This is a genomic window from Pseudonocardia kujensis, from assembly GCF_021283305.1.
Lineage (GTDB): Bacteria > Actinomycetota > Actinomycetes > Mycobacteriales > Pseudonocardiaceae > Pseudonocardia > Pseudonocardia kujensis.
The window spans coordinates 1-13,648 of the sequence record NZ_JAJSOK010000026.1 but is presented as its reverse complement, the minus strand read 5'-3'; the positions used below and the strand labels follow the sequence as shown (position 1 = coordinate 13,648).

Below are 13,648 nucleotides of genomic sequence, written 5' to 3'. Positions count from 1 at the left end.
CCGACTACAGTCGAATTAATAGGTGAGCGTAAGTCACATCTTCTCGGCTTGTCCATGGCGGCGAGGCGCCCTTCTCCGCGTTCTTCGAGTCGCTGGACAGCGTGCTCGACGAATTGGCGAATCGGGCGCGCGATCAGTCGGGGGCCCGGCGTACGCCATCTCGAAGAGGCGCAGCCGGCCCGCGTTCCGCAGCGGGTGGGCTGTTCTGGACACGCGCCGAGGTTTCCCAGGTCAGCGCGTCGGGAAGGTCTAGCTAGAGCAGGCATGAGGCCACCGCGAGTGAGACTCGTCCACGAAGACCTCGCGTCCGAAGGTGCTGCACAGTTTCGGTCGCGAAGACCAGCTCGACCGTGAGGTGATCGGCCGACTGGTGGCGCCGCTGTCGCGGTTGCTCGACCCGGCCACCGCCCTGCGGACCCCGGGACAGCGGCGCCGCCGAGCCGGCCGGGTTGACGTTCACCTCCTCGCGCCCGGTCGGGGGCACCGTGGTCCTCGACGCACGGTGGCGCCGCCTCGGGTCGACACCGTGATGGCGCGGCTGCTCGAAGGCCGCACGCGCGACCCGCGCACAGAGCGGGTGCTATTCGCCTGGCCGTGAACCGGGCCCCGGCACCAGGTTCGAAGCTGGCCGCGGCGGGCTGGGCGAGCCGCCGCGCGCACATTGATGGGCTGCCCGAGACCTCCGACGACGCCTGCTACCGGGTGGGCGATGGACTGCCTTCTGGAGATTGCTCCCGGGCTGGAACGGGAGGTGTTCTGGCAGGTCGCCACCCTGCTCGATCACGAGGCCGACCGTCCCGGCAGGGCCGCTACCGACATGTCCGGGACAACCTGCAGGTCAAGGAAGTTCGCCTAGCCTGCTGCGCCTGCACTCCTCCGGTAGTGACGCGCCCGTCGCTGACGGTCAACGTCGCCGAGGACAGTCGTACGTTCTGGACGAGCTCCTCGCCTCGTGCTGCGTGGGGATGCTTCAGAAGGCCGTGTAGATCTTGAACACTTCGTCGTGAATGTCCCAGGTCCCGGACCAGCCCTTCGGAAAGACCGCGCTGTCGCCAGCCTTGATCTCGTAGGAGGCGCCGCCGTCCTCGGTGACCGTCATCCGGCCGGCGAACATCGTGATCGACTCGTGGGTCTCGAAGACCCAGCGGGACGGGCCGGGGGCGCACTTCCAGAGGCCGACCTCGAGATCGTTGTCGCCGGTCCACAGCTTCTTGCCCGCCGTAGCCATGGGTTCGCCGGTCCCCTCGGGCAGCGGACCCCAGTCTTCCAGCTCGATGGACTGGACGTCGGAGACGAGGACGGTGGGAGTGATCGCAGAGTGGGTCATCGTGGGTGGTCCCTTCTCGGGTGGGGTGTGGTGTGCCGCCGGGCTCGGGCGGATGTCATCGATGAAGTCGCAGAGGCAAGGTGTGGTAGTGCCGCGAAGCGTCGGTGTACTTGGTGACCGGCGGCGCGGTGAGCTCGATCCGCGAGTACCGTGCTGCGATCCTCTCGAAAGTGACTCGGATCTCGGCTTCCGCGAGCAGGCGCCCCTGGCAACCGTGGCTGCCGAGACTGAACGTCAGGTTCCGTGTCTTCTCCGCTGGGCGCCTGAAGTCGAACTCGTGCGGATTGTCGAAGACGTCTGGATCACGGTTCGCGGCGCCGAGCATGAGGCGGAGCCTGCTGCCCGCGGGCACGTGGACCCCCCGGATCACGAGATCCTCGGTCGTCATCCGGGTGACGACCGGCTCGGGTGCGTCGAAGCGGACGAGCTCGCTGACGATGGCCTCGTGTGCGGACGGATCGGCCCGGAACGCCTCGAAGAGCTCCGGGCGCCGGCTGAACAGGTGCAGTCCCGAGGAGATGAGGTAGCTGGCGTCCATGTGGCCGACGACGTAGAAGAAGAGCGTGGTTGCGAAGGTCTCGGCCTCGCTCATCTCGCCTGCGTCCTGTGCGTCCAGGAGGGCGTCGAGGAGCCCGTCGCCCGGGTTCGCCCGCTTGAACGAGATCAGGTCCGCTGTGCGACGACGCAGGTCTGCGAGGCCCTCCTCGGCGGCCTCGAAGTCGTGCGGCTCGGGGCGTGCGCTGAGGATCGGCATCGCCTGTCGCATGGACCGGCGCACCTCGTCGAAGTCGTCGCCGGGAACCTGGAGGACGTGGCAGATCGTGCGGTGCGTGATCTCCACGGCGAGATCGGAGCCGTCGACCGCTCCGTCGTCCCCGATACCATCGAGGAGCCGGTCGGCAATCTCTGCCGTGGTCCTCACCCACTCCCGTACCTGCTTGGGCGTGAACCATCTGCTCGTCTGTCGACGGAGCCGGGTGTGATGAGGCTCGTCGTGCCCGAGGGCCATGTCCAGCAGGACGCGCCAGGCGCCCGCCGTCTCCCACTCGGGGGCGATGCGCACCGACGGCAGCCTGCCGTAGTGCATGAGGTCCTCGTATTTGGTGAGGACAAAGCCGTTGTCGACCTCGTCCCTGAGCACGGGCGCCTCGGCCAGGGCACGAGCGTAGAAGGGGTAGGGATCACGTCTGAACTCGGGATCCGTCCACGGGAGGTACTCGGTGGCCTCCGGGCAGGCCGCCTCCTCCACTTGTTCGCGGGTACTCATGGTCGAACTCCTTCGCAGTCATACGGTGCCGCGGTGGCGACCGTGGTGTCCTGGGCTTCAGGCCGCACTGGCGGCGGAGGAGGGGGCCGACCCCGTTTCCGACCGACCGAGGCGTGCGTAGAGCTCCGGTCTGCTCGACCGGAAGTAGAGCGCGAGCGCGACGCCGGTGACGACGGACAGGGCGAGCACCACGAGCAGAACGATGTTCTGGCCCGGCGTGCCACCCACCACGAGGTCGAAGTGCAGAACGGCGAGCACCACGGTGGTCCCGAGCGCCACGGCCGCGATGCCGGGGGCGGCGAAGCATTTGAGTCGGCTCTCGCCTGCGGGGACACCCGTGCGGGCGAACCACAGGATGACCGAGAGGCTCACGACGGCCATCAGCGCGAGAATGCCGATGGTGGCCAGGCCGAACAGCTGCGCGTCGAGGCCGACGCCTTCTGGGTTGGTCAGAACGAGGGGTAGCAGAACCAGGGCGATGATCACTGCTACCACCGTCGAGGCGCGCGAGGGGGAATGATGGCGCGCATGCACCGCTGCGACGTAGGGCGGCAGCGCACTGTCGCAGCCGAGGTTGTAGACGTAGCGGGCGACGACGTTGTGGACCGAGATCGCCGCGGCAAGCTCGGAGGTGATGATGAACATGAACGTCAGCTGGGTGAAGAACGGCGCGGCGAAGTGGCCGATCGCGACCGGGAACATCGACTTCGGGTCGTTCGTCGCTGCGTCCACCGCTCCAGAGCCGTACGCCGTGGTGAGGAGGTAACAGGAGACCGTGTAGAGGATTCCGACGAACAACACTGCACCGTAGGTGGCGCGCGGGATGGTCCGCCCCGGCTCACGCACCTCGTCGCGGAACAGCGCGGTGGCCTCGAACCCCAGGAACACCATGATCGCGAAGAGCATCGCGACGCCGACGTCGCCGCCTGCCAGGGAGGCCGGGTTGAACGGAGCGGTCGGGAAGCCCTCTGGGCCGCCACCATGGAGCACGACGGACACGTTGAAGATCATCGCGATGGCGACCTCCACCACCATGGCGACGCTGAGTACCTTCGCGGACACCTCGATGTGGAAGTAGCACAGGACGCTGACCAGCGCCCACGCCACGGCCGCCCACAGCCACCACGGCGTCTCGGGCCCGCCCACGCTGGAGATGAGCTCGGTCGTGGTGAGGCCGATGAACACGAAGCAGCCGCCCAACATGAGCAGGTAGGCGACAACCCCGAGGAACCCCGCCCCTAGGCCAGTCACCTTGCCGGCGCCGGCGCTGATGAACGCGTAGAAGGAGCCCGGCTTCGGGATGTGCTTTGTCATCGTCACGTACCCGACCGCGAAGAGCAGCAGCAGGACCGTCGTCGTGATGAATGCGAAGGTGGCGCCTTCCCCGCCGTAGGAGATGGTGAAGGGAATGAAGCCGGCGACCACGGCCAGCGGGGCGGAGAAGGCCAGGACGGTCAGCACCAGCGAAGTGGCGCCCATGTTGCCCGAAAGCCTGTTGTCACCGGTCTCACCGCCTACGACGACGGCGGTCGTCGAGCTGGCGCCAGGTGTGCTGTCACTCATTGCTCTTGTCTCCTATCGAGGTGAGCGTGCCGTCGTCAACGTCGGGCTGGGGCGAGGGGACGTAACCGCCTCGGACGGTTTTTACGCAGGCGCCGTCAGTGCGAGGACGTCGTTGACCCACGTGACTGCAAGCTCGGAGGCGTCGAGCCCGGAGTCGGCGTCGTGGTGGCCGGTCTCTCCGATCTGTGTCGCACCGAGGTCGGTGAGGGCCGAGACGAGCGTGGCGACGCCGAGGTTGTAGGTGTCGTAGGTGCTGTCCCCCAGCCCGAAGGCCGCGAAGCGCAGCCCGGCGAGATCGGGCTTGTCCTCCCTGAGTGCCTGGAAGAAGGGAACCGCGGTCTCGGGAAGGTCGCCCTCGCCGTAGGTCGACACGACGAGAATGATCACATCTTGGCTGCGAAGATCGTCGACGGAATAGTCCTCCATGCTCACCACCGGGGCGTCGATTCCGCCCTGCCCCATCGCCGCGGAGAGGTCGTCGGCCACCATCTCGGCGTTGCCGGACTCGGTCCCGAAGAGGATGGTGATCCTGTCCATGTGTGGTCCTCCTGTGGTCGACACGTGCGCGCCCACTCTTTGTGATTAGTGCTCGTTGCCGTGGCGCGCGCCGGCAACGGCCAACATCTGTCCGAGGTCGGTGATCTTCTGTCGGCAGCGGTCGGCCCGTGCCGACCGACGCTCGAAGGCATCGATGCGCTGCCAGTCGTCGAAGGTGACCGTCCGGTGGAGGATCGACGCTTCGACGGCCCGGAATCCCGGTCTGCCTGTCGTGATCCGTTCGGCCTCGACGTCGGCGATGATGGTCCGCGCGAGCCTTTGGGCGTCCTTGCGGTTTTCGGGGATCGTGCCGCGGGCGCCACGGCTGAGCCACCCCACCCGGTAGACATGGTCACCGTCCCAATGCTCACGGGGAGATGCCTCGTCGAGCGTGCTGCCGTGGGTGAAGCCGATTGCGGTGATGATGGTGTCAGCGGCGAGCTCGAGTGGCTTCGCCTGGTCGAGTCGCGCACGGCGCGCGGTGAGCACCGTCCGTCCTTCCCGCGCGAGGAGGGCTTCGGGCACGAGCCCGAAGTGGAAGGTGATCTGCGTGCGCCGCACGCCGGGTGGGCAGGGCCGGTGGGAGGGCGCTGCTGCGGCAGACTTCCTCAGCAGGTCCGCGACCGGGCCGTCATCGCAATCGTCGAGCCCGGTGACGGCGATGTCGACCGTGGGCAGTGCGACGAGTTCGCGCAGCATGGCCAGGTCACACTTGGCCTCCGACGCTGTGGATCTGGCCACCGTATCGATGGACCTCGGCGGTGTAGGGCGCAACTGGCGTAACCGGTCGTCGTCGATGTCCGATCCGGCGAAAGCCGTGGCGTCCTTGGACAACAGCCGCATCACGTCGACGGCGACATTGCCCATGCCGACGATCACTACTCGCGATCCGATTGGCCGAGAGCGCCCGGCCGCAATGTGCGGAAGCACCGGGCTAGGGAACCCGTTGAGTGTTCGCAGCAGGGCACCCGCCCCGACGACGTACGCCCCGGGATCACAGGGCACACCCAGCTCGCGATCATCCGGAAGTCCGGTTGCCAGGACGACGATGTCGAAACTCGCTGCGACCTGTGCGAAGTCGAGGTGCCGCCCGATGGTGATGTTCCCGGCGAACCGGACACCACGACGGGCGAACAGCCGGTCGAACTGCCGGGTCACCGCTTTGGCCCCCTGATGGTCTGCGGCGACGCCGTAGCGGACAAGCCCGTAGGGGGCCGGCAGCGACTCGAAGACGGTGATCTCCGAGTCCGGCCACGCTTTCGCCAGGAACTGCGCGATGTAGCAGCCGGAGGGCCCGCTACCCACGACCGCAACGGTCGGGCGCGCAACCGGACGAGCCTGGCGGGACGTGCACGGTCCGCCTGCAGCCGGTGTCGCCGTGATGACCGGAGCCGAGGCGCTTGCATCTGACCTTGCGGAGGTGGGTGTCCCGATCATGCCGTCACCTTCGGGAGAGCTGAAGCTGGTTAACCGTCTCGAAACAAGATTTCAGACGCGACTCTGGTCGCGTTTGGAGGAGAGTAGTGGAGTGACCGGCGCATGTCCATATCGAAGAGGAAGCGCGAGGGAAGCGGAGCGGCGCTGCGGAGCGGTCCGCGGCGGTCGAGCCGGTAGGCTCGCCCGACGAGAGCGTCCCCGTGGGCGGCATGCGACGCGGCGACATGCGGAGGCAGTACAGGTCGGAGCGGGGGAGTATCGGTGCCACGGTCGGCTCCTCGAACTGCACGGCCCGCGTGGTACGAGCGTCTCGACGGGGGCTTGCGCAAGCAGCCAGTGCAGGAACGCTCCCGCGCCATGGTCGAGCACGTGCTCCGGGTTGCCGCCGAGCTGGTCGAAGAGATCGGGTACGAGGCCGTCGTGGGCTCCCCCACCCTGCTGCTCGACAAGACGGGCGTCAGCCGAGGCTCGTTCTACGCCTTCTTCGAAACGCCGGAGCGGGTCCTCGACGAGATGTGCTACCGCCAGATGCAGGGCTCTACCGCCGACCTCGACCGGGCCCTACGGGAACGACCGGGCCGTGACTGGACGGAGATCGTCGAGGTCCTGGTCGTCCACTACACCCGCGAGCACCAGACCCCGTTGATCAGGGAGTTGTGGGTGCGGCAGAACCTCACCGAGCGGGTTAGGGCGCTCGACGAACTCTGGATCGAGGACATGGCGGGCCGCCTTCTTCAACAGTTCCGCAGGCACGCCCCGCTGTTCTCCGAGTTGGCCGAGATCCACTGCAGCGTGGCCCTCCACGCCATCGAACGGCTCTTCCAGTTCGCGTTCACCGACGACGAGAACGGTGATCCGGTCGTCGTCGACGAGGCCAGGTTCATGCTCACCCGCTACTTCGCAGGCCACGCCTGAGCAGCGGCGTCGGGTCCCGTCTGCTCAGCATCTCTCTTCGGCGGGGTGCCGGTCGATCCGAGGAGATGGCGCTCCTTCAGTGTGGAGAGCAACTTCTGCACGCTCCACATACTCCGTTCGACGTGTGCGCGCATGGCGCGCTCCGCCTCGTCTGCTCGGCGAGCCTCCACCGCCGCGAGCACGTCCTGGTGCTCGGCGATCGTGGCTTCGTGAAACGTGCCGCTCTCGGGCAGCAACGCCAGCGCGGGATGGCAGCACTGGCGCGATTCCTCGATACCCCTGATGAGGAAGGGGTTGGCGGTGATGTGCGCGAGGGTGAGGTGGAAGACCGCATCGCTTCTCATGAAGGAGGCGTCGTCCGTCGCACCTTGGAGCAGCTCATGGGCGCTCTGCAGCTCGTCCAGCTCGGATGCGGTGCGTCGCTCGCTCGCCAGCCGGGCCACCGCGGGCTCCACCAGGACTCTGTACTCCATGGCCAGCCGAATCTCGTCGCGGTTGTCGACGGCCTCCGAGATGACGTCCTGGAACCGCGACTCGTCGTCGCTCGCGCCTCGGACGAAGGCGCCACCGGTGCGTCCGCGACGCCGCTCGATCAGTCCCTCGGCCTGCAGCTGGCGAAGCGCCAGTTGCACGGGCGTGCGGCCGACTCCGAGTAGCTCGGCGAACTCCCGCTCGGAGGGCAACGCTGATCCTGGTGGCAGCAAACCCAGCCGGATCTCTCGGCGGACCAGGTCGGCCACGTATTTGTTGACATCGACCTGCGGCGGCGGCAGGGGAACCGAACCGGCCGACACCCCACCCACACTCAGTCGGCTCATCGGCCAGCCCCCAAACGCTCGGACGAGGACAGAACTGCCTCGCGGTGGAGCCGCCACAAGACTAGCCCAGGACCCAGCGGCCCGATCTCGGGTCCGTGCGGCTCGCTCCAGACGGTCAGTCTCGCCATCCGGGCGTCTTCCGCGAACTGATCACCAACACTGAGTCATCCGTAGCGCTCCCGCTCCCAGTCGCTGACGCTGTTCTGCCAGGCCCGCAGTTCCCACTCCCGCGATCGCACGTAGTGATCGCAGAACCTCGGGCCGAGGACGCCGTCCAGCCCGGGACCGCGCCTGCGGAACTCCGATACCGCGCCCTCGAGACTGGTCGGGAGAGCGCCGTCGTGGCGGTCCACCTGACCGCGTTCCGGGACGTGCTCGGCGGTCAGCCCCAGGTGCAGCGACGCCGCGATGGCTGCCAGGGTGAGATACGGGTTGCAGTCCGCGCCCGGGCGACGCAGTTCGAACCGGCTCGCGGATGACCCGCGCAGCAGAGCGCGCAGCGCGAACGACCGGTCGTCGACCCCGCACGAGGCGGACAGTGGGGCGAAGTACCCCGGGACGAGGCGTTTGTAGGAGTTGATCGTGGGGTTGTAGATGAGGCTCAGTGCCGGCAGATTGGCCAGGACGCCCCAGGCGGCGCGCCGGTAGAGCTCGTCGTCCGGGGTCGCCCTCCCGAGCACGTTCTCGCCGGCACCGTCCCACATCGAGAAGTGCACGTGTGCGCTGGAGCCCTCCTCGTGGGCGGTCGGCTTGGCCATGAAGCTGGCTCGCATGCCATGAGCCCGCGCCGCCTCACTCGCCGCCAGCCGCAACAGAGCGGCCGTATCCGCCGCCCACACGCCGTCCTGAGGGCCGACGTTGACCTCGAGGAGCCCGGGCGCCCCCTCCGAGTGCACCACGTTCAGACCCAGCTGAAGACAGTCCGCATAGCGCCGCAGGGTCTCGACGAAGTCGGCAACCTCCGACAGGGTCGAGGGGCTGTAGCTGAGCCCGGTGGCTGCTGGCTCCCAGCTGTCCGCCCGGAACAGCCGGAACTCGAACTCGAAGGCGGCCATCACACGGATCCCGACTTCCTCCAGCGTGCCGAGCGCCCGCTGCAGCACCTGGCGGGGAGCGACTTCACACGGACCGCCGTCGGTCTCGTACAGGTCCCCGAGGACGAGTTGGCAGCGCGGGAACCACGGCACCGGCCGCATCGTGGACATGTCCGCCCTGAGCAGCAGATCCTTGGCGCCGCCCTCGAGCCCCATGTCCGGCAGGGTGGTGATCGGCTCGTCCCGGGGATCCACCGCGAGCAGCAGATCCGTCGTCGGCAGGCCCTCGGCACGGGCCGCTGCACTGTCGACGACCGTGCGGTCGACCATCTTGCCGCGGAGGTTGCCCTGCAAATCCGGAAAGAGCACCAGAAACGACCGCGCCTCGGCGGAGACCTCTGAAGCCGCAGACGTACTGGATGCCTTCATTGCCGGTATGGCCTCCGTGCCGATCGAAGCTGCTGACACAGCTACTCCTTCGAGGTTCAGTGCGGCACCTGGCCGCAGACGCGTTCAGTCTCCGCACGGAATGGAGCACTAGGGAAGCCAATGACTAACAGAAGAGCGGATGCGACCGCAAGGAGGGGGGCCGTCTGCGTGCAGCTTGGCGTGCGCGCGCTGCGGAGGGGTCTTGACGGCCGTCGCATGCTGAGCTATAAAAGGATCGCTTCACGCTCCAAATGTGCGACCTCGGCGGCTCTCCCCCAACGGGAGGAGTCGCCCGAGGCGGCAGCGGCGTAGTGCCAACCCGGGGAATCGGGGCCCCGCCAGCCCTGGCCCTGAACGGCCCCGCGGATCGGCGCCGTGCGGCCAGCAAGGGCATGCCCCACCGCACTCCAGCGTCTCGGTCCTCATCCGAAGGGAAGACACCATGACTTCAGTCCAGGCCCCACACGCGCTGGAGAGCAGCGCGCTGGACCACCTGTGGTTGCACAGCAACGACCTGGAGTGGAACGAACTCATCCGCGGTGGGCTTCGGGTCTTCGTCGAAGGCCGCGGCTCGACCTTGATCGATGTGCACGGCAGGGAGTACCTCGACGGTCTGGCCGGCCTGTTCGTCGTCGCGGCCGGCCATGGCCGCGCCGAGATCGGCGAGGCCATGGCCCGGCAGGCGGGCACACTGGCCTACACCGCCGCGTCCAACGCCGCCAATCCCGCTGCCATCACCCTCGCCGAGAAGATCGGTTCGCTGACTCCGGGCGACCTCGACCGGGTCTTCCTCTGCTCGGGCGGCTCGGAGGCCGTCGAGAGCGCAATGAAGATCGCCAAGCAGGTCCAGACCCTGCGCGGCTTCGGAAAGCGCTACAAGATCATCGCTCGGAGGGGGTCCTACCACGGGACCACGTTCGGCGCCGCGAGCCTGACCGGCAGCGCCAGTGAGAAGTACTTCGGGCCGTTCATGCCCGGGGTGAGCAAGGTTCCCAACCCCAACCACTACCGCAACGACTTCGGCCTCGAGGGGGAGGCCGGCGACATCATGTGCGCCCGTTACGTCGAGCAAGAGATTCTCGCCCAGGGCCCCGAGCACGTCGCCGCCGTGATCGGCGAACCGATCTCGGTCGCCAACGGCACCCATCTCCCCAGCCCGATCTACTGGCAGATGCTGCGTGAGATCTGCGACCGTTACGGCGTCCTACTGATCATGGACGAGGTCATCACCGGCTGGGGCCGAACCGGAAAGATGTTCGCCGCCGAGCACTACGGCGTGGTCCCGGACATCATGACGATGGCGAAGGGGCTGTCCAGCGGATACGCCCCCATCGCCGCCGTCGCCGTCCGCTCGTCGATCTTCGACGACTTCCGCCCCGAGGGCAACGCGCTCGCCCATCTGATCACTTTCGGTGGCCATGCCGTGGCAGCGGCGGGCGCGCTGAAGAACATCGAGATCCTCGAGCGGGAGAACCTCGTCGAGCGATCGGCCGAGCTCGGGACGTATCTGTTCGAGCTGGCGCAGCAGCTGCGCAGTCATCCCACTGTCGGGGACGTCCGCGGCGGCAAGGGCCTGCTCTGCGCGATCGATCTCGTCAAGGACAAGTCCACCCGCGAGGCGTGGGGCACCTCTCATCCCTTCATCAAGAAGCTCGCCCTGCGTACTCAGGAGGAAGGCCTGGTCACCCGGGTCTGGGACGTCCTGCACCTGGCCCCGCCGTTCGTGCTCACCCACGCCGAGGCCGAGCGCGCCATCGAGATCGTCGACCGCTGCCTCACCGAGGCCGAGGCCGAGTTCGCCGCCGAGATCCAGTGACTCCCCTGTCGCGTCGCGCTCAGTCACGTACCCGCACCTCGAGAACTGGGAGTGGGCAGTGGCCACACCACTGATCGGTGTCTGTGCAGCGTTCGAGAAGGCTCGCTGGGGTTACTGGCAGCAAGAGGCCGCGATCGTACCGGCGAGCTATTTTGCCAAGATCCACAAGGCTGGCGGTGTGACGCTGGGGCTCATCCCCGACGCCCGCGCAAGCAGTCATCCAGAACTGCTTGTGGACCGCCTCGACGGGTTGCTGCTCATCGGCGGGGTCGACATCGAGCCGGCGGCCTACGGCGCCGAGAAGACCAGCCGCACAGAGCAGACCGAACCCCGCAGGGACAGCTTCGAACTGGCGCTGGCCCGCGCGGCGCTGCAGCGTGACCTCCCCATCCTGGGCATCTGCCGCGGCATGCAGCTGCTCAACGTCGCCACCGGCGGAACCTTGCATCAGCACCTGCTCGATACCGGTTTCAGCGAACACCGACCCAGTCCCGGGCGGCTCGACAGCAAGACCTTCCACGAGGTCGAGGTCGGCGACGGCACCCTGGCCGCCGGGCTGGCGGGAAGCGGTGTCCAGGTCGTCAACTCTCATCACCACCAGGGGGTGGATGTGCTCGGTGACGGGGCGGTGGTCACCGCCTGGTCCGTGCCGGATCGACTTCCCGAGGCCCTCGAATGGCCTTCCTGCCGCTACGTCCTCGGCGTGCAGTGGCACCCCGAGGCCGTCGAGCTCGATCACGCCCTCACCGACTTCGTCTCGGCCGCCGCAGACCGCATCAGGAGCAAGCCGCGCCGCCCGAGCCTGAAGGGGAAAGCACTGCTATGACGACACTTGATCTGATCGAGCCGGCGACCGAAAAGGTGCTCAACACTGTCGCCGTCACCGAGCCGACCGAGCTGGACGACATCGTCTCTCGTGCAGCCCTCGCCCAGCAGCGCTGGGCAGCGCAGCGACCCGAGGACCGCGCGCACGTCCTCGCCGCCGTCGCGCGCGAGATCGAGGAGAACCTCGAAGACCTCGCCCGCATCGAGGCGCGCAACGTCGGGATGCCGATCAACGATGCGCGCGGAGCGGTCGCCGGGGCCGCATCCACTTTCCGCTACTACTCGGCGGCCCCGGAGCGACTCCTCGGACAGACGATCCCGGTCGCGGGTGGCGTCGACATGACGTTCCGCGAACCGATCGGCGTCGTCGGTTTGATCACTCCCTGGAACTTTCCGCTGACCATCGCTTCCTGGAAGGTGGCCCCGGCACTGGCCGCGGGAAACGCTGTGCTGCTCAAGCCGGCCGAGCTGACTCCGCTGTCCACGCTGAGACTGGCCGAACTCGCCCGCCGAGCCGGTCTCCCGGAGGACCTCTTCCATGTCCTGGTCGGGTCCGGGACGACGATCGGGCGCCGGATGGTCGAGCATCCCGGTATCGGAAAGATCGCCTTCACCGGCTCGACCGCTGTCGGCAAGGACATCGCACGACGCGCCGCCGAGAACATCACCCGAGTCACCCTCGAGTTGGGTGGCAAGTCCGCCTCGATCGTGTTCGCCGACGCCGATCTCGACGCCGCAGCACAGGGGCTGGCCGGCGGTGTGTTCGGCAACTCGGGCCAGGACTGCTGCGCGCGCTCGCGGGTGTTCGTCCAGCGAGCGGCCCTGGAGCCGTTCCTGGAGAAACTCCATGCCGTCGTCGACGACATCGTCGTCGGGGATCCCCTGGCCGAGGACACGCAGATGGGGCCGCTCGTCTCGGCCAATCAGGCCGCTCGTGTCCAGGACTACGTGCAGGACGCACCCGTACTGTTCCAGGGTTCGGCTCCAGCGGGCCCGGGGTTCTGGTTCCCGCCGACCGTGCTGTACCCGCTCGACGACGACCACCGGGCGGCCCGCGAGGAGATCTTCGGACCGGTCGTGGCCGTGCTGCCGTTCGACACCGAGGACGAGGCCGTAGCGCGTGCCAACGGCACCGTCTACGGCCTCGCGGGTTCGATCTGGACGGCGAACGCGGCACGGTCGCTTCGCGTCGCACGTCAGGTCGCGGCAGGTGCGCTGGCGATCAACTCATACACCTCCGTGCGCATCACCACGCCATTCGGGGGCTTCAAGCAGTCGGGTCTCGGCCGCGAGCTCGGCCCCGACGCGCTCGACGCCTACACCGAGGTCAAGAACGTCTTCTTCAACACCGTGGGGCCGTAGGCGTCGAAGGCGCTGGGCCCCTGGGCAGCGATCGCAGTGTCTGGTTTCCGCACGGCCAACTGCTCGACATCATCCAAGCGACAGGAGCCTTGATGCCACCCCCACAACGAGGCGCCGACAACCCGAACACCGCCGAGGCCAGCATCAAGACCCCGACTCCGGACCTGCCGTCACGAGCTGGCGAGCTGGGTACGGCCCGCGTCAAGCGCGGCATGGCCGAGATGCTCAAGGGCGGCGTGATCATGGACGTCGTCACGCCGGAGCAGGCGAAGATCGCCGAGGACGCCGGTGCCGTCGCGGTCATGGCCCTCGAGCGGG

At 67.8% G+C, this 13,648-nt stretch carries 11 protein-coding genes and 2 pseudogenes; 6 read left to right on the top strand and 7 right to left on the bottom strand.

Annotated elements, in window-relative coordinates; all coding sequences use genetic code 11:
• Nucleotides 1-283 precede the first annotated feature (283 nt).
• Nucleotides 284-793, top strand: a pseudogene (locus LWC35_RS41235) (IS1634 family transposase); the annotation flags it as partial.
• Nucleotides 794-970: 177 nt separating this feature from the next.
• On the opposite strand, the gene LWC35_RS19230 reads toward LWC35_RS41235, so the two are convergent.
• The 5 genes from LWC35_RS19230 to LWC35_RS19210 form a co-directional block, all read right to left on the bottom strand.
• Nucleotides 971-1,327 (bottom strand): cupin domain-containing protein, encoded by a 357-nt coding sequence (locus LWC35_RS19230; RefSeq protein WP_232871538.1) that lies wholly within the window; start codon nucleotides 1,325-1,327, stop codon nucleotides 971-973.
• A gap of 55 nt (nucleotides 1,328-1,382) precedes the next feature.
• Complete coding sequence (locus LWC35_RS19225; protein ID WP_232871537.1) at nucleotides 1,383-2,594, bottom strand: cytochrome P450; 1,212 nt, start codon at nucleotides 2,592-2,594, stop codon at nucleotides 1,383-1,385.
• A 57-nt stretch (nucleotides 2,595-2,651) separates the two neighbouring features.
• A complete protein-coding gene (locus LWC35_RS19220) occupies nucleotides 2,652-4,073 on the bottom strand; it encodes an APC family permease (RefSeq protein WP_269804442.1) in 1,422 nt (473 codons plus the stop codon).
• Between the two features lie 165 nt (nucleotides 4,074-4,238).
• Entirely contained in the window at nucleotides 4,239-4,694 is a 456-nt protein-coding gene (locus LWC35_RS19215) for a flavodoxin domain-containing protein (RefSeq protein WP_232871535.1), read from the bottom strand.
• Nucleotides 4,695-4,739: 45 nt separating this feature from the next.
• Complete coding sequence (locus tag LWC35_RS19210) at nucleotides 4,740-5,999, bottom strand: ferredoxin--NADP reductase domain-containing protein (RefSeq protein ID WP_232871534.1); 1,260 nt, start codon at nucleotides 5,997-5,999, stop codon at nucleotides 4,740-4,742.
• A 489-nt stretch (nucleotides 6,000-6,488) separates the two neighbouring features.
• Between LWC35_RS19210 and LWC35_RS19205 the strand changes: the two genes are divergently transcribed.
• Nucleotides 6,489-7,046 (top strand): TetR/AcrR family transcriptional regulator, encoded by a 558-nt coding sequence (locus LWC35_RS19205; RefSeq protein ID WP_232871533.1) that lies wholly within the window; start codon nucleotides 6,489-6,491, stop codon nucleotides 7,044-7,046.
• On the opposite strand, the gene LWC35_RS19200 is transcribed toward LWC35_RS19205, so the two are convergent.
• Together LWC35_RS19200 and LWC35_RS19195 are read right to left on the bottom strand one after the other, a co-directional pair.
• A complete protein-coding gene (locus LWC35_RS19200) occupies nucleotides 7,025-7,864 on the bottom strand; it encodes a FadR/GntR family transcriptional regulator (protein ID WP_232871532.1) in 840 nt (279 codons plus the stop codon). The genes LWC35_RS19205 and LWC35_RS19200 overlap by 22 nt on opposite strands.
• A 164-nt stretch (nucleotides 7,865-8,028) precedes the next feature.
• A complete protein-coding gene (locus LWC35_RS19195; protein WP_232871531.1) occupies nucleotides 8,029-9,267 on the bottom strand; it encodes a glutamine synthetase family protein in 1,239 nt (412 codons plus the stop codon).
• A gap of 502 nt (nucleotides 9,268-9,769) precedes the next feature.
• On the opposite strand from LWC35_RS19195, the gene LWC35_RS19190 reads away from it, so the two are divergent.
• The 4 genes and pseudogenes from LWC35_RS19190 to LWC35_RS19175 form a co-directional block, all read left to right on the top strand.
• Nucleotides 9,770-11,143: an aminotransferase family protein gene (locus tag LWC35_RS19190; protein ID WP_232871530.1), complete on the top strand. Its 1,374-nt coding sequence runs from the start codon at nucleotides 9,770-9,772 to the stop codon at nucleotides 11,141-11,143.
• A gap of 58 nt (nucleotides 11,144-11,201) precedes the next feature.
• On the top strand, nucleotides 11,202-11,969 hold the full coding sequence (locus tag LWC35_RS19185; protein ID WP_232871529.1) for a gamma-glutamyl-gamma-aminobutyrate hydrolase family protein: 768 nt from the start codon (nucleotides 11,202-11,204) through the stop codon (nucleotides 11,967-11,969).
• Nucleotides 11,966-13,330, top strand: a complete 1,365-nt coding sequence (locus LWC35_RS19180; protein ID WP_232871616.1) for an aldehyde dehydrogenase family protein — start codon at nucleotides 11,966-11,968, stop codon at nucleotides 13,328-13,330. The genes LWC35_RS19185 and LWC35_RS19180 overlap by 4 nt, the downstream gene beginning before the upstream one ends.
• Nucleotides 13,331-13,422: 92 nt before the next feature.
• Nucleotides 13,423-13,648 (top strand): annotated as a pseudogene (locus LWC35_RS19175) (hypothetical protein); the annotation flags it as partial.